Source organism: Arenibacter aquaticus (assembly GCF_003957295.1).
GTDB lineage: Bacteria > Bacteroidota > Bacteroidia > Flavobacteriales > Flavobacteriaceae > Arenibacter > Arenibacter aquaticus.
The window spans coordinates 560,138-582,138 of the sequence record NZ_RQPJ01000003.1; the positions used below are offsets into that span (position 1 = coordinate 560,138).

Annotated in this window: 16 protein-coding genes and 1 pseudogene; 9 read left to right on the plus strand and 8 right to left on the minus strand. The window is 39.3% G+C overall.

Translation table 11 applies throughout. The features are described from left to right. Window positions 1-142 precede the first annotated feature (142 nt). Entirely contained in the window at window positions 143-1,027 is an 885-nt protein-coding gene (locus tag EHW67_RS08990) for an AraC family transcriptional regulator (protein WP_126162039.1), read from the minus strand. A gap of 1,247 nt (window positions 1,028-2,274) precedes the next feature. On the opposite strand from EHW67_RS08990, the gene EHW67_RS08995 reads away from it, so the two are divergent. From EHW67_RS08995 to EHW67_RS09035, 9 genes and pseudogenes are all read left to right on the plus strand, one after another. Continuing rightward, window positions 2,275-4,113, plus strand: coding sequence for an alkaline phosphatase D family protein (locus EHW67_RS08995; RefSeq protein WP_202911941.1), 1,839 nt, complete (start codon window positions 2,275-2,277; stop codon window positions 4,111-4,113). Beyond that, window positions 4,110-6,389 carry a sulfatase-like hydrolase/transferase gene (locus EHW67_RS09000; RefSeq protein WP_126162041.1) on the plus strand — a complete coding sequence of 760 codons (2,280 nt, stop codon included), beginning with the start codon at window positions 4,110-4,112 and terminating at the stop codon, window positions 6,387-6,389. The genes EHW67_RS08995 and EHW67_RS09000 overlap by 4 nt, the downstream gene beginning before the upstream one ends. Before the next feature lie 7 nt (window positions 6,390-6,396). Then, window positions 6,397-7,908: a sulfatase family protein gene (locus tag EHW67_RS09005; protein WP_126162042.1), complete on the plus strand. Its 1,512-nt coding sequence runs from the start codon at window positions 6,397-6,399 to the stop codon at window positions 7,906-7,908. A gap of 435 nt (window positions 7,909-8,343) precedes the next feature. After that, window positions 8,344-9,072, plus strand: coding sequence for a FadR/GntR family transcriptional regulator (locus EHW67_RS09010; protein ID WP_126162043.1), 729 nt, complete (start codon window positions 8,344-8,346; stop codon window positions 9,070-9,072). Continuing rightward, entirely contained in the window at window positions 9,069-10,076 is a 1,008-nt protein-coding gene (locus EHW67_RS09015) for a sugar kinase (protein ID WP_126162044.1), read from the plus strand. Before EHW67_RS09010 ends, EHW67_RS09015 begins: the two co-directional genes overlap by 4 nt. After that, window positions 10,073-10,708, plus strand: a complete 636-nt coding sequence (locus EHW67_RS09020; RefSeq protein WP_126162045.1) for a bifunctional 4-hydroxy-2-oxoglutarate aldolase/2-dehydro-3-deoxy-phosphogluconate aldolase — start codon at window positions 10,073-10,075, stop codon at window positions 10,706-10,708. The genes EHW67_RS09015 and EHW67_RS09020 overlap by 4 nt, the downstream gene beginning before the upstream one ends. A gap of 2 nt (window positions 10,709-10,710) precedes the next feature. Then, on the plus strand, window positions 10,711-11,868 hold the full coding sequence (dgoD, locus tag EHW67_RS09025; protein WP_126162046.1) for a galactonate dehydratase: 1,158 nt from the start codon (window positions 10,711-10,713) through the stop codon (window positions 11,866-11,868). Between the two features lie 44 nt (window positions 11,869-11,912). Further along, a complete protein-coding gene (locus EHW67_RS09030; protein WP_126162047.1) occupies window positions 11,913-13,235 on the plus strand; it encodes a GntP family permease in 1,323 nt (440 codons plus the stop codon). 285 nt (window positions 13,236-13,520) lie between these two features. Then, a pseudogene (locus tag EHW67_RS09035) lies at window positions 13,521-13,661 on the plus strand (transposase); the annotation flags it as partial. A gap of 419 nt (window positions 13,662-14,080) precedes the next feature. Here the strand turns inward: EHW67_RS09035 and EHW67_RS09040 are convergent. From EHW67_RS09040 to EHW67_RS09070, 7 genes are all read right to left on the minus strand, one after another. Then, window positions 14,081-15,445 carry an aldehyde dehydrogenase gene (locus EHW67_RS09040; RefSeq protein ID WP_126162048.1) on the minus strand — a complete coding sequence of 455 codons (1,365 nt, stop codon included), beginning with the start codon at window positions 15,443-15,445 and terminating at the stop codon, window positions 14,081-14,083. A gap of 352 nt (window positions 15,446-15,797) precedes the next feature. Continuing rightward, window positions 15,798-16,472, minus strand: coding sequence for a PKD domain-containing protein (locus EHW67_RS09045; protein ID WP_126162049.1), 675 nt, complete (start codon window positions 16,470-16,472; stop codon window positions 15,798-15,800). Window positions 16,473-16,495: 23 nt separating this feature from the next. After that, on the minus strand, window positions 16,496-16,738 hold the full coding sequence (locus EHW67_RS09050) for a SusD/RagB family nutrient-binding outer membrane lipoprotein (protein WP_126162050.1): 243 nt from the start codon (window positions 16,736-16,738) through the stop codon (window positions 16,496-16,498). Window positions 16,739-16,854: 116 nt separating this feature from the next. Continuing rightward, entirely contained in the window at window positions 16,855-17,988 is a 1,134-nt protein-coding gene (locus EHW67_RS09055) for a carboxypeptidase-like regulatory domain-containing protein (protein WP_126162051.1), read from the minus strand. A 63-nt stretch (window positions 17,989-18,051) separates the two neighbouring features. After that, window positions 18,052-19,560, minus strand: a complete 1,509-nt coding sequence (locus EHW67_RS09060) for a parallel beta-helix domain-containing protein (RefSeq protein ID WP_126162052.1) — start codon at window positions 19,558-19,560, stop codon at window positions 18,052-18,054. 28 nt (window positions 19,561-19,588) lie between these two features. After that, entirely contained in the window at window positions 19,589-20,779 is a 1,191-nt protein-coding gene (locus EHW67_RS09065; RefSeq protein ID WP_126162053.1) for a cytochrome-c peroxidase, read from the minus strand. Window positions 20,780-21,006: 227 nt separating this feature from the next. Beyond that, the gene (locus EHW67_RS09070) at window positions 21,007-21,852 is read right to left on the minus strand and encodes a LytR/AlgR family response regulator transcription factor (protein ID WP_158285108.1); all 846 of its coding nucleotides are present in this window, start codon (window positions 21,850-21,852) and stop codon (window positions 21,007-21,009) included. Window positions 21,853-22,001: the final 149 nt, after the last annotated feature.

The window sequence follows — 22,001 nt, forward strand, 5'->3', positions numbered from 1 at the left end:
TGATTTAGTAAAACCCCCGGCTATCTCCCTTTTACCATTGACCAACATTATTATACCCACAAATAGACAGTGATTGAGTTTTTGCCTACATTAGGTCAAATCCCCTTAAGATAAAAAGGAACTGTAAAGACTTCAGAACTTTTTAAACGACCTCCTGTCTTTGGTTATATTTTTCCATATATTCAGAAGGCGTAATTTTCATAAGAGCCTTAAATTGTCTATTAAAATTGGTCAAGGTATTAAAACCTGATTGATAGCATATGGTGGCAACCTGCAATTTACCTTCAATTAAAAGCTTACAGGCATGTCTTAAGCGTATCTCATTAAGGTATTGGGTAAAAGATTTATGGGTACGTTTTTTGAAATATCTACAAAAAGCATTTGGAGTCATATAGGCAATAGCCGCTACTTGATCCAATTCTATTTTATTTTCGAAATTTTCATTAAGGTATGAGATAATCCTGGCCATACGATCCTTTTCATTTTGGTTAAAAGTATTTGTTATAGCTTCCAAACAAAGAGTCGTGTAATTTTCGCTAATGGACAGTATATCCAAAATATTCAGAAGGCCTATAATGCTTGAGAGACCATTGTTTCCAACTAATCCCAAAATATGATTATGCACAAGATAGGTGGCCGCTTTGGAGAATTTAATACCCTTATTCGCCACTTGAAATAGAGATTGTAGCCTTTTGGCTTCCGTCAAGTCCAAAAAGCTAGCGCCCAAAAAATCAGCTTCAAATTTAATGACTATTAGATCTACCGCCTCATCCTCCAATTTATCGGCATAATACTCCCTATCATTTCTGAACAAGTGTGGAACATTGCTCCCTATCAAATATAATTCCCCCGGGCCAAAATTACCTATGGAGTTCCCTACATAGCGGGTACCGGTACTTTTGATAAAATAAATAAGCTCCAATTCTTTATGAAAATGCCAATCCTGCCCAATGTATGGCATTCTATCCTGTCTAGCCAAGAAAGAATTCTCTGGTCTCTTTTCGGTCTGTTTGTATGTTAGTTTCATCTCTTACATCTTTAATACCTACCCAAGTCTAAATGCCATGCCATATACCAATATCAAGTTTTTTTTATATGATGGACTTATACAGCCTATCAATTCTGGTCTTTAAAGGTAGTAAATTACCCCAATTTAAAAACAAATACAACTTTAATTGATAAAATAGTTGCAGTACAAACATCTTAGTTACCTTATTTCTTCCCCCTAATTTTTAACCCTAAAAGCCATATCTATTTAAGAGAAGATTACTTCCTACACGTTTTCGGATATAGATCCTTGACCTGAATGCATATTGGTATTCGGTTGCTCACAAAGTCCCAGTGTCTTAAGGTATAGTCAACAATCCCAGTTAATGGGATAATGACTAAATTGGATATCAATTGGCTTCATTTAGGGACAAAAACTCTTAACGCTTGGTAAATAAATTTATCATCCATAACTGTGCTTTATGGTAGTACCTACAGAAGTAATCCCTAAAGGTCTGGACCATAATTCCTTTTAGACTTCCGAAAATTATTTAAAAAGCCCTCCAACCATGTTTTGGTTAAAGCGAATGAGCTTGATGGTCCGTGTTATTTGACAGGTATTGTTGAACAATAGAACTATAAGTACTTTTCCGCATTAAGAACATACATAATTTTATTAGCTAACATTAATCTATGGGGCCATTGTACTCTCTAGGTTAAATAGCAAATTAGATTCAAACTGTGAAAGAGGCTAGTTCATGCATCGCAAATAAACTTTCTTGGTATTTAAATTAGAATTGACTTAATTTGTATGATGTATTACATCTTTAGAGTAAAAATATGAATCCTAATAACCACTTTAGTTTTCTTAAACAACTTGAATTTGAACTGACAAAGGTTATTAGACAGATAATTATTCACTCTGAATTAATACCACATCGAAAAAAAAAACCTTGAGATGTGTATTCTTTTTTTGGGGGACATCTAGTGAGTAGAGACATTAATACGGTAAATATTTATAAATCATAAAAGCCAAGAACCCGTACAAACATTTTAGAAATGAATATAAATAGATATTTACAACAAGGGTTGTATTGAAAATTCCTGAATCCATCATCGATTATGAGTTATGTTCAAAGTCAAAAATTGGCATCCAGAATATAGCAACTACCTGTTTACACAATTCTAAATAATATAATTTATGAAGGCATTCAAAAAAAGTTAAATAAACATAACTCCAAGTTTAAGGTATGTTCAAATTGATATAAATAACCAAAACCAATGATTATGCAGATAGTATTAAAATTAAGAATTTTGTTCTTAATAATTACCTTCCCTTCCTGGTCCCAAGTGGGGAACACCATTACCCATGGTCCAATTTTAGGCCATATCACCCATAATTCGGTCCGTATTTGGGGAAGAACGGCAAGCCCGGGCCCGTTTAACATCGTCTATCAAAAAATTGAAGACACTTACCAGACCCCCAAAAGCGTTGAAGCCAATTCATTTAGGGCCGATGACACTACCGGCTGGACCACCTTAACCAATCTGGAACCGGATACTGTCTATTCATATTACCTTCAAGTGGACGGAAACAAGAGCAAGGAAGGAAGTTTCAGAACCTTGCCAGACGCCAAGGATTATGTAAACGGAACACATAACCCAGAAGGACTTTTCAACTTTAGGTTTGAATATGGCTCCTGTGCGAGTCAGAATCCCGCGAACGGTATTGGGCCCAGCCTACCCACCTATACTACCATGCTAAACGAAGTTAAGGATAAAATAAATTTTGCGGTTATGAACGGAGATTGGCTGTACGAGGAAAAACGGGATTATCCACTGTCCGAATGGTTAAAGGCAAATGAGATAGGTGAAAACGGCAAACCAAAGGTAGTGTCCCACGCCCCAACTGTTGTGGGGGTTTGGGAAAATTACAAATCCTACTTGGACAAGGCCGAAAATCTGGCCGAATGGCACCGACATGTGCCCTCATACTTTACTTTTGATGACCATGAGCTGATCAATGACATTTGGGGAGCAGGTACCGCAGGACGGCGAGATCGGCGTACCGTTTTTAGGGACATTGGCACTGCCGCATGGTACGATTACCTTGGATGGGCCAATCCAATAGAATTTGATCAAGACATCCAATTTGGGAAAGGTAATTTCAAAAAGGGTTCCGATATTCTTACCGACCCAAAAACTGACTTTACCGCAATGGACCTTAAGCAAATGGGCAATCTGCACGTTCTTTGGGGCACTCCTACCGCCGGAGTGGATGAGATTGCCTTGGATTCAATAGACGATGGCAATCCCAATTCAAAGGTTTACGATATAGTGGAGGTCATCAACAAACACAAATTGCGAATTTCACCGGCTGCAGTTGCCAACGGTTCCGGTGATTACTCCATAGCCAGAAAATCCTATTCCAAATTTACTGTTGGGAATTGCGATTTTTTCCTGTTGGATACCCGAACCCATCGCGAATGGCACGACACCCAAAACAGGGACCAACCCGGCTTAACCATGCTTGGCAAAGACCAATTGCAATGGCTAAAAGAGGAAATGAAAAATAGCCAGGCCGATTTCTTATTCCTTTTTTCCTCGGTTCCCTTTATGATCCCACATATTGGAGCGGGAGGCTACGCCATGACAAGCAACAAGGACGAATCTTGGACCGTCTTTTTGGACGAGCGCGAAAAGCTGATCAATTTCTGGGAAGGCCTGGAACAACCCGTATTTGTATTAACAGGTGACCTTCACAATAGTTTTGCGGTTAAAATTACCGACCATATCTGGGAATTTTGCGCAGGCCCCCATAACTCGGTAAACCACCGATTGTCCGATGAAGGCAATCGCCCTAAATCCGGTCTTTACCAATTTGACAAAAGGGAGATGGATATTCGTTGGTCCAGCTTTGTATTGGATGACATCCCCAGGCCAGAGCGTATGTACCCCCATTATTGCATTGTACAGATCAACAATGTTTTTAATAATCCCCAACAATTGGGAAAAAAACGTTGGGTAGCCTATGAGCACCCTCAAGTTATCTTCCAATTCTACGATGGAAGAACTGGCGAATTCAGATATTCAGAAACAGTATCCACCAAAAGAAAGAAAAAATGACCTTCAAAATAAGCAACTCTTTGTATTTAGGGCTCCTAGCCCTTTTGTGCTCTACCTTGTCCAACGCTCAACAGCCCCAAAAAAAACGTCCGAATATTATACTTATCATGGTAGATGACTTGGGATACGAGGCACTAGAAAGCTATGGAGGAACTTCTTATAAAACTCCCAACATAAATAAATTGGCAGCGACAGGCATGCAGTTCAACCAGGCCTATGCCCAACCCTTATGTACCCCTACCCGGGTTAAATTGATGACGGGCCAATACAATTTTCGCAATTGGGAAGCTTTTGGAATCCTGAACAGCAAACAGAAAACCTTTGGTCATCTTATGAAAGGCGCGGGTTACGCCACTTGTATGGTGGGGAAATGGCAATTACAGAGCTATGACCCTCCAGAATACCCCGGCTCTGAATACCGAAGGGGAAGGGGAATGAAAGTATCTAATGCCGGCTTTGACGAATACAGTATGTTCCATGCGGCACATACCGAGGACAAAGGTTCCCGTTATGCCGACCCTACCATTTTTCAGAACGGTAAAATCCTGACCCATACCAAGGGCCAATACGGTCCTGATATTTTTACGGGTTATCTCAATGATTTTGTAGGCAGACAAAACAACAAGCCCTTTTTTGTGTATTACCCCATGGCCCTTACCCACAGTCCCTTTACGCCCACCCCCAATAGCAGCGCATGGACAAAGCCTGAAAACAGATTGGTGGACAGCACCGTTCACTTTAAGGACATGGTAGAATACCTAGATAAGATAATAGGGGACATCGTCACCAATTTGGAAGAAAAAGGACTGCGGGAAGAAACGTTAATACTACTGTATTCAGATAATGGCACCCACCAAAGCATCACTTCCCAAATGGGAAATAGAACGGTCCGTGGTGGCAAAGGACTAACAACCGAAGCAGGTATTAAAGTGCCCTTTATTGCCAATTGGCCCGGCCAAATAAAGGCTGGTAGCCACAGTGATGAGTTTGTTGATGCGATAGATTTTCTACCCACCATTATGGAAGCGGCCGAGACCCCGCTCCCCAAAGATTTTCATACTGATGGGGAGAGTTTCCTAGCTGTCCTTAAAGAACAGCCATCCAAAAGGCGCGATTGGGTTTATATGAGCTATGACCCTAAACCTGGTTGGGACAAAGATCAGTTTGCCCCTTCCGAATTTGTACTGAACGATAATTTTAAACTATACGGGGATGGCAGGTTCTACAATATTAAAAATGATGTATTGGAAAAGGACACACTTGCTAACGCAAAAATTAGTCAAGAAGCCAAAACGATTAAAGAGCGATTTGAGATGATTTTGGATTCCCTAAAAAAGTATCCATCCTATGGTTGGATAGAACGTTTGGATCCCGCCTTTGATTCCCTGGTATCAAAACATGCGAGAATAGAATTGGTGGCCGAAGGCTTTAACTGGTCAGAAGGTCCGGTCTGGCAACCCTATGGACAAAAAATTCTCTTCTCGGATGTCCCCGAAAATAAAATCTATCAATGGAACAACTTGGACGGGTTAAGCCTATATATGGCTCCCTCCGGCTATACAGGCCGCATTACAGGCTATAAGGAAAAAGGATCCAATGGGCTAATACTTGACCCTAAAGGAAAACTAGTCCTTTGCCAGGTTGGAGATCGGGCAATAAGTAAACTTACCAGCTTAAAGGATTCTATTAACCCCAATTTTGAGCCTATTATCACCCATTACAAGGGAAAAAGATTTAATTCCCCAAATGATTTGGTTTATGACAGCCATGGCAACCTTTATTTCACAGATCCCTCCTTTGGTCTTGGTGATAAAAAAAGCGACATCGGATTTAATGGCGTCTTCTTCTTTGGAAAGAATGGAAAACTTAAACTCCTGGACGATAGCATAAAAGCTCCGAACGGTATAGCCGTATCCAACGACAACAAAATACTGTACGTAGCGGACTCCGACACTCAGTTTCCCAAAATACTGGCCTATGACCTTGTAGGTGATGGAAAAGTAGACAATAAACGAGTGTTTTTTGACGCTACTGAACTCAGAAGCAATAGTATCAGCAAGCAGTCTCCCGATGGTATGAAAATAGATAAACACGGTAACATATTCTTGGCTGGCCCCGACGGAGTATTGGTTATCTCTCCCACAGGAAAACACTTGGGAACCATCAGAACCGATAAAAAAACGGGTAACTGTGCTTTCAGTGATGACAATCGATATCTTTTTATCACCGCCGATGATTATCTACTACGTGTTAACCTAAACCCATATTCCAAATAAAATCAATATGTATAAATACATTAAACGTTGTTTCCCATTTGTTACGGCCTTGTTCATCATTTCTTGCGCTTCTAAAAAGGAAAATAAAAACCCCCAAGTAGAGACCCCAAACATCGTATTCATCATAGCCGATGATATGGCCTGGGACGATAGCGGTGCCTATGGACACCCAAATATAAAAACCCCCAATATAGACCAACTGGCCAAGGATGGGATGCGATTTGACAATGCCTTCCTAACCGCCAGTTCCTGCAGCCCCAGTAGGACCAGTATAATAACTGGACTTTACCCGCATAACACCGACGCAGAACAACTGCACTGGCCGTTGCCTGCAAATAAGAAAACCTTTGTGGAAGAATTGAAAGCTTCGGGCTATTGGACGGCACAGGCAGGAAAATGGCATTTGGGCGAGGCCATAAAAGATCGATTTGATCTTGTCATGGATGTCGGAACCCATGGGTTTCAACTATCGCCAACAGGAGAAAAAACCAAACAAATAGGGGACGGCAGTGGATGTGAAAATTGGGTGCCAGTTTTACAACAAAGGCCCCAAGACCAACCCTTCTTTCTCTGGTTTGCTGCAGTAGACCCCCACCGCCCGTATTCAGAAGGAATTATAGACACCCCCCATGAACAAAAGGATGTAATTCTCCCCCCCTACTTTCCGGATACCGAAGAAGTAAGGGAAGATTTTGTACACTACTACAACGAAATTACCCGCTTGGACAACTACGTTGGCAAGGTTATAGCGGAATTGGACCGACAAGGGGTTACAGATAATACCCTTATACTTTTAATTAGTGACAACGGCAGGCCGTTCCCACGGGATAAGACAACGCTCTACGATGGGGGAATTAAAACCCCGTGGGTCGTAAAATGGCCCAAGGTAGTACAGGCTGGTTCTAGCTGCCAAAACTTGGTTAGCTCAATTGATATTGCACCAACGTTTTTAAAGCTGGCCGGATTGGAAGTATCCCCAACCTATGAGGGAGTAGATTTTTCTCCTTTACTGACACAGCCAGAAAAAACGTCCAGGGAAATGATCTATGCCGAGGACCACTGGCACGATTATGAGGATTACGCAAGGGCTATCCGTACCAAAAAGTATAAATACATTAAAAATTTCTATACCGATCTGCCCAATACACCGTCAGCCGATGCTTTTGTTGGCGGCACTTTCCAGTCCATGATAAAATTAAAGGAAAAGAATCAACTATCAGAAGCCCAGATGGCCTGCTTTACATTACCGCGTTCGGCAGAGGAATTATATGATGTAGTAAACGACCCTTTTGAGCTCACAAACCTAGCGGGCAATCCTCTATATAAAAATGAACTTAATACATTGCGCTCAAAAATGAAAAACATCCGTAAAATAACCAAAGACAGTCTACCTGCGTTTAGAACCCCGGACGAATTTGACCGTGAAACCGGAAAATCCAATGCTTTTAGAAAACGGCCGCGCCCTTCAAAAATTGAAATGAAGAAAATCATCCTGGAAATGAATAAAAAAAACAAATAAGAAATAATAATCCTAACCGCTCTGTAGGTATTGAACAGAATTTATATTTTGAGATTGAAATGTTAGCTAAACCGAAGAAAGAACATAAAAAAAACTCGTCCTCTCCAATGGCCGGGATCCTCTTTGCAACTTAAAAATTAATTAATGTCTCACAGGGTATAAATGGTTTTCGTAAGTTAGGTTTAGGATTCAAAAATATTCTATGATTAATTTCTATGTTGTGACGTTAAATAACAATCACTCTTCTGCTTGTATTACTCTATAGAATTACAGCCTTAGAGCCGAAAACTTGTGGATAAAATAGATTATATCACCTTTTAATCTGCAGGATATTGATTTAGAAGGAGAACTTTTTTGTCCATACTATAATTAATCATTAAATTTGTATGATGTCGTACATTTTAGATTAAATTTAATTAATAAACCCACCTAAAAATGTTTACACCAGTAGGACCACGTAAAACTCTAACACAACAGGTAGAATTTGAATTAACAGAAGCAATTAGAGCAGGAAAATATTTACCCGGAAACAAAATCCCAACTGAAAGTGATCTTTGCGATATGTTTAATGTCAGCCGAACTGCCGTACGAGAGGCTGTTAAAAAGATGAGCGCAAAGGGTATCGTAGAAGTAAAAAGAGGGAGTGGTGTTTACGTTTCGGAGATGAGTATTAAGAATGCCTCTGAAATTTTAAACATCTTTTTTGAGCTATCTACTGATGAAGATGTAATTCTACAAACAATTAACGCAAGATTAATTATTGAACCCGCCATAGCAGCACAGGCAGCAAAATATCGCAACGACTTGGATGTAGAGCTACTAAGGAATAACATGACCGCGATGCGCAATTGTGATTTAAATGATAAAAAAAGAGAGACAGAATTAGATAATGATTTTCATAGGACACTCCTTTCCATTGCTAACAATCAAGTTTTGGACTTGCTGTTAAGTCCTATTTTCAATTTAATGCCAAAATTTAAAAGAATAGTCTATGCGAAACCCACTGATGGCAACACCCTAAAAGACAAGGAAATAATGTTAGAACATCATGAGAATATACTACAGGCAATTATTGGTCAAAATTCGGAAAAAGCCTCAGAAGCTATGAGGGACCATATTATTGAAACACAGACCAACTACTCTAAAACCATACAAAAGAAGTGAGTTTTATTACGTTTGGGGAAACCATGCTTCGGTTGACTCCTGGCAATCATGCCACAAAAATTAGTTCATCGCGACTTTATCAAGCTAGTTTTGCAGGATCAGAATCAAATGTAGCCAGTTCATTGGGTGTGCTTGGCAATCAGGTCGACCACATTACTAAACTTCCCATAAATCAATTAGGGGACGCGGCCATAGCTTCGTTACGATCGTACGGCATCTCCACAAAATTTATAACCAGAGGAGGAAAAAGAATTGGCACGTATTTCATAGAAGTTGGCACATCGATTCGCCCCTCAAGTGTTATTTATGACCGGTCCAATTCTTCTATTAGCGAAATTGGGACTAACGAGTTCAACTGGAATGAAATTTTAAAAAATAAAAAATGGATCTTTCTTTCCGGTATCACCCCCGTTCTCTCCGAGCAATGTTCAGAAGAAACATTAAAAGCCGCAAAAGTAGCCAAACATATGGGAGTAAAGGTAGCCTTTGATATGAATTATCGTAGGTCACTTTGGAACGACCCTGCTGATGCCCGCAAAATTTTTGATCAAATTTTAGAATATTCAGATCTATTATTTGGTAATGCAGGTGTATTAAAAGATGTTTATAACTTAACAACCATAGGTGGTTCGTCAATGGACCAAACAATAGAAGCAACTACGAAAGCAGCTGAAAAATTCGGAATAAAACAATTAGCTTTTACGGCTAGAGAACATATTTCAGCAAGTCAAAATAAAGTCTCTGCTATTTTTCTATCCGACTCAAAATATACTATTTCAGAAACTATAGACGTCTCAATTTCTGATCGTTTCGGAACGGGTGATGCATTTGCTGCGGCTACTTTACATGCCATAAATCAAGGTTGGGACAACAAAAAAATAGTTGATTTTGCAACAGCAGCGTTTGCATTAAAACATACAATTAAAGGAGATCAGCACACTAGTTGCGAAAAAGAAATTCTTTCAATAATGGAAGGTAAAATTGGAGGTCACGTATTAAGATGAAAAAAGAAGATATAGTTAAAAAAATCAAGAAAGAAAAAATTGTAGCAATTGTTCGGTTAAAGGAACAATTAGAAGTCCCTACCTTACTAAAAAGCTTAATTAGCGGAGGACTAAAAGTACTTGAAATCACTTCAAATACACCTGGTTTTTGTGATGAAATCACTAGTGCCAGAAGCCTCTATTCTGATAGAGACATCTTAATTGGGGCTGGTACTGTAACGAACGCTTCCATTGCTAAAAATGCAATCCAGGCGGGGGCACAATTCCTCGTTACGCCAAATACCAATATAGATGTAATTCAAATTGCCCATAAGAACAATATTCCTGTCTTAATGGGAGCTGCAACACCCACAGAAGTTTGTGTTGCCGTAGAAAACGGTGCTGATATTATTAAATTATTTCCAGCTGGAAACCTTGGTATTGATTACTTCAAATCCATCAAAGCTCCCTTGGACAAGGTAAACTTTTTCGTTGTTGGAGGTATAAACTTACTCAATATAGAAGATTGGTTGGAGGCAGGTGCAACAGGTGTTGGCCTAGGAAGTATTTTGACACAATCCAACAATGGTAGTAATGCTTTGGAAAATATAAAAAGTACGGCGAATAAATTCATTCAAATAACATCGAAATAAATATGGACCAACTTAAAATTGAAAAAATAGAATTGTTTAAAGTTCCACCAAGATGGCTTTTTATTAAAATCACCACCAAATGTGGTATCATAGGCTGGGGTGAGCCTGTGGTTGAAGGAAAAGCAGATACAGTGGCTGCTTGTATAAAAGAGCTAGAGCCATATTTAATTGGACGTACCGCAAACAATATTGAAGATATTTGGCAAATTCTTTATAGAGGCGGTTTCTATAGAGGAGGGCCTATTTTGATGAGTGCCATATCGGGAATTGATCAAGCTTTATGGGATATTAAAGGTAAGTTCTTAAATGTGCCTGTTTATGAACTGTTGGGTGGGGCAGTACGACATAAAATGAAAATGTATTGTTGGATTGGTGGAGACAATCCAGATGTTGTTTTGGAACAAGCCCATGCCAAAGTGATGCAAGGTTATAAAGCAGTTAAGATGAATGCTACAGGTGCAATGGATTGGGTATCATCATTAAAGGATATAAAAAAAGTAGCAAATAACATCAAATTGTTAAGGGAGGAATTTGGACACGATTTGGATATTGGATTGGATTTCCACGGAAGAGTACATAAGCCAATGGTTAAACGACTTATAGATGAACTTGAACCGTATGAGCCAATGTTCATAGAAGAACCGGTACTAAGTGAAAATAATGACACATTGAAACATATTTATTCATACACAAGTATTCCAATAGCAACAGGAGAGCGAATGTTCTCTAGATGGGATTTTAAGGGTATTCTTAATCATGGAGTTGTTGACATTATTCAACCAGATCTTAGTCATGCGGGTGGAATTTCCGAGGTAAGAAGAATTGCTACAATGGCAGAAGCATATGACATTGCTATAGCACCACATTGTCCCTTAGGACCTATATCACTTGCTTCTGCCTTACAACTTGATTTTGTATCATCAAATGCCGTCATACAAGAAAGTAGCTTAGGGATACATTACAATAAAGGATATGATATTTTGGACTATGTATTAAATCCAGAAGCTTTGGAAGTAGAAAATGGATATATCAAATTGTTTGAAAAACCAGGTCTCGGAATCGAGATTAACGAAGAAAAATTGAAAGAAGGCCAAAAAATTGGACATAATTGGGCTAATCCAATTTGGAGAAACCAAGATGGCAATTTTGCTGAATGGTAATAAATACTTGAGAAACTCCAACAACCAACCAAACCACAAAAAACATGACTTATATAATTGCATTAATAGTTTCATTGACCTTTTTAGTAATAGGTATTGTGAAATTCAAAATTCACCCTTTTTTTGTACTACTACTTGCCTCAATTGGTTATGGATTTATTACCGGAATGGGAGCGGAACTAATTGTAGATTCAATAAACTCTGGTTTTGGAAGCATTTTAGGCAAGATTGGGTTAATAATCCTATTTGGTGTAACCATAGGTACCATTCTGGAGAAATCAGGTGGAGCCATGGTAATTGCCACAAGAATATTGAATTTAATTGGTGAAAAGTCCATTCATTTAGCTATGATGATTACTGGCTATGTATTATCAGTACCAATTTTCGCCGATAGCGCACTCTTGATGATGAATCCTTTGAATAAAGTATTATCCAAGAAAGCCGGAATTTCCTACGCTGGCACAACGGCTGCATTAGCAATGGGATTGACAGCAGCTCACGTAATGGTTCCGCCAACACCTGGTCCCATAGCTGCGGCTGGTATTTTAGGAGCTAGTTTAGGAGATGTTATTTTATGGGGTCTCGTTGTAAGTAGCCTTTCATTGATACCATGCTATATATATGCAAAAAAGGTAGCCTCAAAAATTGAAATTCCTATCATCATTGAACCAATTGCAAACCCAGAAAAGGAACCTGCTTTATGGAAATCATTGCTCGCCATTGTAGTTCCGTTGGTGTTAATACTACTGAAGTCAGTAATGGATTATCCCGAATTGGATTTTCAGCAATCAATTTTTAAAAGCTGTATTTCATTTTTAGGAACACCGGTCATATCATTGCTCATAGGTGTCATCCTATCACTAGTACTTCCAGAAAAATTGGATGACAAAATTTTTTCAGCCACTGGATGGGTAGGTGATTCATTAAAAGTAGCGGCCCCAATTATATTAATTACTGGAGCCGGAGGAATCTTTGGCAAAATGCTTCAAAACTCAGGTATAGCGGATATTATTACCGAGGGCTTTACAGGGCTGGAGATAGGTCTATTTTTTCCGTTTTTCTTAGCGGCCTGCTTAAAGACCACACAAGGTTCTTCTACGGTTGCCTTGGTAACCACCGCTTCAATTGTTGCACCACTTATGCCAGCTTTGGGGTTGAACGAACCATTTTTACAAGCAATGACAGTATTGGCGATTGGTGCCGGCTCCTCAGTAGCTTCCCATGTTAACGATAGTTTCTTTTGGGTTCTAACACAATTAACAGGGATGAATGTAAAACAAGGCTATCAGATACAGACTGCTGGCACTCTAATTTTTGGCTCAACCGCAATGACAATCATTTATATCATTACCAAGTTGATTAACTAATCATGAACAATAATACCACGACAATAGTTTCGGGTAATATTCCGTTAAGAAGTGATAAGTAAATTTACAATAAAGTGAATTGGGAATTTACAGGAGTAGCGACATTTTTGCTCAATATCCCTATTTCAATGATATGAACTGAAGCTATCTTTTTAATGTCTTGGCGAAGAATTAAGTGTAAAACCTGTAGCTCTTCTGAATAATAATTTTCATTGAACTTTAAATATATGTGATGCAACAAAGGCACTTATTTATCAATTTTGACCTAATTTTCACCAGAAGGATCACCTGAACTATTTTGTCAATAGGAGAACCAACGCATCGGCAGAATCATTTAACGAAAAGATCAAGGCATTCAGGGCACAGTTTAGAGGTGTGAAAAATGTAGAGTTCTTCCTTTACCGATTAATCACAATTTTTGCATAAACACAACAATTGGTCATGATCCCTAAAGTTCTTTCAAGTTACTACAATTTCAGTGAACAACTGCACACCGAATTGCACACCGAATTAGGTGTACACATATGATATCAAATGATATCAAAAAAAATTCATAAAAACAAAAAAAACACTGAAAATCAATTGATTAACAGTGTTTTGCCACCACATGAAAAGTGGTTCGTCGGGATGACAGACTTAACTATCAAACATCAAAGCACTGTATATCGGTGTTTCAAGAGATTTCCTCATAAAATGCACACCTAATTGTACACTCAAAACTGAATAAGAACTCTAAAGGTAATATTTACTATTCTTTAGTATCATAAAGGTACAAATAATTCCAATTCGGAATAATTCGACAACAAAAATTTTAAATCGAATACTATTTTCATTCATACAACTGGTTAAAACAGATACTTAATTCTCTTTACAATCTTTTTAGGTAGATTATAAGGCGGATAACGAAGAGGTGCATCAAACCAATTGGCTTTCTTGATGATGGACTTCTGATGTGAAAATAGGTCGAAGGATCTTTTTCCATGATAGGCACCTATTCCACTTGCACCAACCCCGCCAAATGGAAGTTTTTTATTCGTGATTTGAATTACCGTGTCATTGATAGCTCCCCCGCCAAAACTATACCTATTGATTATTTTTTTCTGGAACGCTTTACGGTTGGAGAATACATAAGTGGCCAAGGGTTTTCCATAATTGGATAAATACCTCTCTATATCATCTTCATTGGTGTAGGCTATTATGGGCAAAATGGGCCCAAAAATTTCGCCCCTCATCAATTTACTGTCCAATTTGGGGTTATTGACCAATGTCGGTTCCAGATAATTATCATCATCATTACTTTTGCCACCAAAAAGAATTTCCTGGCCCTCCAACATGTCTTTTAAACCTTCAAAATGTCTTTTGCTTACCGTTCGCGAAAAATCCGGAGACTTTTCTATATTCTCTCCGTAGCACTTGATTATGTTTTGTTTTAGAGCGCCAACAAGACTGTCTTTAACGGTTTTGTGAACAAGTATATAGTCTGTAGCAATACAGGTTTGGCCTGCGTTTAAAAATTTGCCCCAAACAATTCGTTTCGCGGCCAAGTTTATAGATGCCGTTTCATCTACTATGGTGGGATTCTTACCGCCCAGTTCCAAGGTTACCGGGGTTAGGTGTTTTGCGGCGGCTTCATATACTATTCGCCCAACTCGGGTACTTCCGGTAAAAAAAATGTAATCCCATTTCTCGGCTAATAGTTTTTGGGAAACTTCCACACCACCTTCCACCACACTAACATGTCCCGGATCAAAGACTTCATTGATAATTTCTGAAATGATCGATGCCGTATGCGGTGTAACCTCGGAAGGTTTTACCACCACCGTATTTCCTGCCGCAATAGCCGCAATCATGGGAGCAAATGCTAATTGAAAAGGATAATTCCAGGGAGCAATGATCAACACTGCACCATAGGGCTCCTTATAAACCCAATCCGAAGATGGCCAATTTATCAAGGTTCCTGATTTTCGTTCAGGACTGGCCCAATCGTCAATATTTTTTAATGTTAAATTCAATTCTGCCAGAACGAATTGCGTTTCAGCTGCCAAGGTCTCAAATTTTGGTTTTTTAAAATCTTGGTATATAGCTTCAGCAATATCATCTTCACGGGCCAATATTTCCTTTTGCAAACGTTTTAAAGTGTCTTTACGAAAGCTCACATTCTTGGTCTTTTTGGATGCAAAAAAATTGCCCTGTTTTACTAATACGTCCATGGGTCTTAAATTAAATAATAAATATCCCCAAACATATTCATTTGGGTATATTGTCAAAATTTTGTTCTACATATCCCTATTTGGTAACTATCCACTTCAAAAAATATAATTTTATAACTTATGAGGATTCCAAAGTCAAATGAAAGAATAGTGTTGGGGTATCATAAAAATCCTGTTCCGTATGTATCCCAAGTGCAACATTCATAGTTGATTCGGTAATTTCCTTTAAAATAACGATGTTACTCGTTTTTTAAAGCCCGGCTATACCCCCAAAATTAGACTTTACTTTTCGGAAAAACTGACATTAACAGGTCCTACTTGAGGATAAAGAGTGTCTATAATAAAATCGTCCTCACTTATTTCCCAGGTGGCATTGGTTACGGGGGGGGGGGTAATTTACATGGGCCAAAGGCACGTTGGCCAGGTCTGCGGAAACCGCTGTAATATTGGCACGGTGAAAGGCACTTGCATGTATAATACACATAAGAATTTGGCTATCAACATTGATTACTTTGTAGCTACCGTCATGTACAAAGGTAAAGAAATCCTCAAAGGAAGCCCCCAACCCAACGGCTTCCAGTATGTTGTCAAAAGATGCAATTAAAAGGCCAAGTTTGTTTTCTATCAATCCTGCACCATCTTTAACTGCCGTATATGCTCTTTTCAATTTCCAGGTTTTACCCTCTGGTATCGCCGGTCTCCCAGTAAGAAGAATATCAAGTGCTGGCAGAATAGTTACAGTTTTGGTTTCTGAGAACGTACCATTTTCGCCACTCACCATCATCTTAACATTGTATGTTCCGGGACTGGAATAAGCATATACAGGATCTTCTTCCAAACTGGTAGATCCGTCTCCAAAATCCCAAATTATGGAAGTTGCATTTTCTACGGTTCCGTTGAAGGTTACCAACGAACCCTCAACCAAAAATTGAAAATCAGAAAGAGGCAATTGCGATTTATCATCTTCACTACAATTAATCAATATCACGGTCACTAATAGTAAACTCAAAATTTTTATATTTTTCATCTGATTATATTTATTGTATTGTTTTAGTTTCTATCCCACCATACCTTAGTGATGATCTTATTTGCACCCTGTCTTGAAATTGCTTCTTGCACGTTAGTGCTGTTTGCTCCCAATTCAAAGGAAGAGTACATAAATCTATTGGGCATAATACCATTGGTAACTCCTTTAGACAGATCCCCACTGGTTCCCACCGGTATAACAGGGTAACCTGTGTGTTGGATTTGGGGCCATCCCTCAAAATAATTGGGAGTTAGCGCCAACCACATTTGAACACAATTTGTTCCTTAGCATTCACTTCTGTCAAGTTCTCTGTAGGCGAGGCCATAAAGTCTGTTCCGTATCATCAACCTCCCATTGGTTCAAAGATACCTCTATGCTCTCTCTAAACAGGGTGTTGGGCCTTAAATGGAATATTTTCCACTATGCCTTGCCCATCCTCATCGATTATAGACAATCCAAAGGATCCCTTTTCACCGCTGCCCTCAAAAGCCAAGGTGTTGGACACGGTATAACCTGTCTGATAAAATTCCCTATAGGGGTTCCTGTTGAAGTTAGGGGAATAGGTGTCCTGCTGACCCAACCAGTTGATATAGGACTGACCTTCCATTCTGGGTCCCCAGCTCCAAGAGAAGGGGTAGTCAAGAACAGGTCTTCCATTGGCATTTATCGGTGCAAAGTCGCCAAATGCCCTGGTTCCGTACTCATTATGAAAGTCCGGGGTTAGGGAGATATCAATAAACCAAAAGGACGAATTTAAAGAAATACCAACACCATCCTTTTTAGTGCCCGACTTGGTGGTGATCAAAATTACTCCGTTCATACCCAGCGAGCCATAGGCTGCAGCCGCCCCGGCCCCTTTCAGTACACTTAAAGATTCTACGTCATCGGGATTGATGTTGTAAAGGGCGTCGCCACGGTCTACACCTCCAAATCCGCTGGCCCCGCCAGAACCATTGCTAATGGGGATACCGTCAACCACCACCAATGGTCTATTATTACCATTGATAGTAGTGATTCCTCTAAGAAGTACTCGGCTAGAACCATCGACCCCGATATTGGATTGGGTTATCTGTAGTCCCGATACTTTTCCGGAAAGGGAGTTCATGATGTTATTTTCCCTAGCTACGTTGACTTCCTCAGAAGATACTTGGGAGACGGAATATCCAAGAGACTCCTTGTCCCTTTGGATGTTTAATGCGGTAACCACCACCTCGTCTATCTGCTCAGCATTGATATCCATGAAAACATTGGTTGTAGTTTGGTTTCCGACGGATATTTCCTGGGTAGAATACCCTATATATGAGAACTCCAGAAAATCATTATTGCCGATATTTGTCAAGGAGTAATTCCCATCGGAATCCGTTGTTGTCCCTTTCTGAGTGCCTTTGACCAATACGCTTACCCCTATAAGCGGCATATTGGTATCTTTTTCTAGTACGTGACCGGAAATGGTTTTTTGGGCCTTGGCCGTGACAATACTACCCAAAACGGCCAATATTAGAATTAGTTTGTTCATATGATTATATTTGGTGGTTTAATTAGTCCATTATATACTGCATTCTTTTGGCAAGACCTTGATTTAAGGCTTTAGAGCAAGAATATATTCGGCCACGGCCATTTTGGCTTCATCCGATAAATAGTCTTGTGGAGGCATTTCCGGATAACCTTCCCTTAAATTTTTTGGAGCTGTGATATAGTCTACAATACCTTGGGGGTTGCCGTTGTGAATGGCCTGGATGATATCCGTAGGTGGACCTATCAACCTAGTACCAAAAGCATGACAACCCGCACAGACCCCATAATAGGTAAGCTCACCTAGTTCTTCTTTGGAAACGGACCTTGGGGGGACAGGAGATGGGGTCATCATGGTCAATACATCCTTGGTATCGGTTATTTGTGCCGTCCCATAATGGTCCAATCCAAAGGTTCTGTATCTGTTCTTATCCCTAATAGTACTTCCAGTCCCACCTCCATAAGCAAAAATATCGGGTCCCTTGCTGTCCATTTGGGCAAGCATTATGGCCTTTATTTCACCTGTTGGGGCATTCCCATTGTTAAACATAATATTATCCAAAATAACCACCCTGTCCGGATTACCCTCAGAATTGGGATCATTGGCCTTAGGGTCGCCGGTAGCCAGATCAACAATGGTTATCCCCGTATTGTTATTTCCGGTAATTATATTATTTTCTACAATTACGTCATCGGCGGCCATTATTAATATGCCGGTACCGGGTGGAATGCCAGCTACGGTAGATCCGGGTGCGCCAAAATTTTCGTGGTTGTTGTTCACCACAAAGTTATTGCGAAGTATGACATCAAAGGTGGTCTTTATGGGCAGGCCAGGAGTCACAAAGGCTAACAATCCTCCCGTATTATTGTGTGCATAATTGTTCTCTACCAAACAGTGCCTGGAGTTTTCTATCTCAATACCAGCCACATTATCAAATACTTCGTTATGCCGTACATCAACATTATCGCACATTCCAACGTAAATGGCCGCATCCGCAATTTTGCTCAGTACATTATGTTCCACAAGTCCATTTTTACCATACTGTGGAAAGATTCCATAAACACCCGTATCAATAATCCAATTGTTTCGTATAATAAAATTGTTACCGGCTTGCCCCATTATGCCGTTGCCTTTGTAATTAATGATTTTAAAATTCTCTATAAGAATTCCGTTTCCAGAATACAGGAAGGCATCGTTAATTTCCTTTTTACCATCCAAGGTTGGCCATTCTCCATTGATGACGACTCCTTGCAGGCTAATGTTGTCCTTATCTATGTACACGTTCTCCGTATACGTTCCGGGATAAACCCGAATGAGGTCTCCGGGTTTTGACTCTTTAACCGCATTTTGAATAGAGCTGCCATTTTTAACTTCAATAATCTTCCCATTAAATTCTTCACTTGAAGCCACTCTTGTAGTATCATTGGTATGCCCTACATTTCTATACCTCATCGTGGAAGGAATGGGTACGGTCTCCACACTTTTTGGTCCAAAGAATGATTTCCCAATAAATACACCTATACCCAAAAGTAAGACCGAGGCAATAATTTTTTTATAAGGTGATTTCTTATTCATTTTTAATTTATTTTTAATTGATTATACATTAAGAGGATATGTGTAGTCCGGAAGGCAGTACCTCCGGCACTTTTGGTTTAAAGGATTCATCGGTCAAGGTTTTTAAAAAATCTACAAGGCGATCCAATTCGTAATCGGTTAAATTGGGTTCCCAAATGTGCCAATGAATCAATAAATTTTCCCCTTCGGGTACGGCATGGCCCCGTCCATCTGTATAAAATTGGACGGTTTCTCGAAGGGTTTTGAACCTTCCCGAGTGCATATAAGGGGCTGTTTGGGCTATATTTCTCAGACTTGGAACCTTAAAGGCACCTCTAAGGCTTTTGTCCTTATAAGTAACTTCCGCCCCAGGATCCAAGGGTACCCCATCTGGTTCTGGAGAGCCTATAACAGCAAATTGTTGATTTGTAAAAAGAGGTGGCGTATGGCATTCTGCACAACGTGCCACAAACGACCTAAAAATATTGAGTCCTTCAATTTCATTTTTGTTCAAGGCGCCGTCATAGCCATGGGCATATTGATCATACTTACTGTTTAAAGAAATCAAGGAGGATTGAAAAGCTGTTAAGGACCTGGTAATTTCATGTAACAGAATGGGTTGGTCTCCGTCCCTTGTCGGAAATGCTTCCGCAAACAATTTTCTATAATTCTCTATTCCATTGATCGTACTTAGTAAATTATCCGGTGAATTTCCCATTTCTTCTTTGGAGAACAGTGGTTCCAGCATTTGCTCCTCCAAAGTTGTGGCACGACCGTCCCAGAAGAGCTTTTTTAAATAGCCTACGTTATAAAGGGAAGGAGCCGCTCTTTTTAATCTTTGTCCATCTATTCCCATGCTAGTCGCTAATCCATCGCTCAATCCTTTATTCGGATCATGGCATGTTGCACAGGAAATAGTTTGGTCTACCGAAAGAGCGGGATCAAAAAACAAATACCTTCCCAGGTCGATCTGTTGTGGGGAAAAACCATCCCTGATCTCTGGTAAGGCCGATTTTAAACCACCTACACCTGCCTTGTTAGTAGTAGCATATTGGTTATATAAATTTTTTGCAATACACTCATTATTTTTGTTTAGTTTAAATCCGGGAGGACAAGTACTTTTTAAAAGTGGAACGGGATAATATGTAGCAGGATTCTCTCCCGAAAAAAAAGCCCATGCTAAGATTACTACAATCACCAGGAGTAGAATAGCTTTTAAAATGTCCCTACTTATTACCATCTGTTAATTATTATTTTGTACCCTATAGGTGCACTTGTACAAGTGCCTTTCCTCCCAGGGTCGAAGCCGTGTGTTGAATCCTCTAAATCCCACAACTAGATATGATCAGATGAGGATTACCTTGTTTATAGGTTTAGCCAAATGCACCATGTGGCACAAATTAGCAATGGTGCTTCAACTAACTATTAAATTTGTAATACTTTGTGATGAAATATCCCTATTTGGGATTAATGGGGCACTTTTAACGCCAAGGCTTCTTCAAATTGGTCCTTGTAACCTAGGGATACAGGTATTATTTCTTCTGGGGCATGCTGCACCCGTATATTGTAGCCTTTTCTTGTTTTCTTAATAGATGAAATCATGTTGGTATTGACCATATATGATCTGTGTACCCTTAGTACACTTGAACCTTTTAATTTTACTTCGATTCCTTTTAGACTCATGCGTACAAGTTCCTTTGATAATATATCTCCTTTTAGATAATAGATATCTACATAGTTCCCGGAGGATCTCACAAAAAGCAAATGATTCGAATTAATTGCCAAAACTGCCTTGTTATTCTCTGCGATGATGGTCAGGAGTTTATTGTCAATTCCCGGTTCAATCGAAGCATTGTAGCGAGCTACGTCCTGATAATTGGAAAGCTTATGTCTATAAGCCAAAAACCAAACAAACAAGAAGTAAGGTCCTATAATTATTAAACATACGAATTTAAGCGTATCAAGATATTCATGGACCCGTTCTTTAAATGTTGGGAATAGAGGACCATAAACAAGATAAACAAAGAAGGTAATCACAAATAATTCTCCAATTATCCAAATGAATAAATGATACAGCCTAAATTTTCTGACTCCCAAAATGTTACGCAGTGGAAATTGGCTTACCAGCATTACAACCGTACCAATCCCAACATAGCCTAAAATACTGCCGCCCCATTCTATCATATTGAAAGGGTTATAGACAACTAAAAAAATTAAAGTAAATACAGCTAAAAAAGCGACGAGCATCGCCTTGTTCCTAGAAGAATTCAGATAAGGAGCTTCTCTCTGTAAGATATCAATTACTGCTTTCATAAACATTCAAATGCGCTTTAACATAACGCATTTTAAATATAAAAACAATTTTGATGAATACTTATATAATACCTTAATTGTTGTCTTACCATATTCTTTCTGTAATCTATAATAATGAATTTAAATGATGGACAGGCTTGAAAAATTAC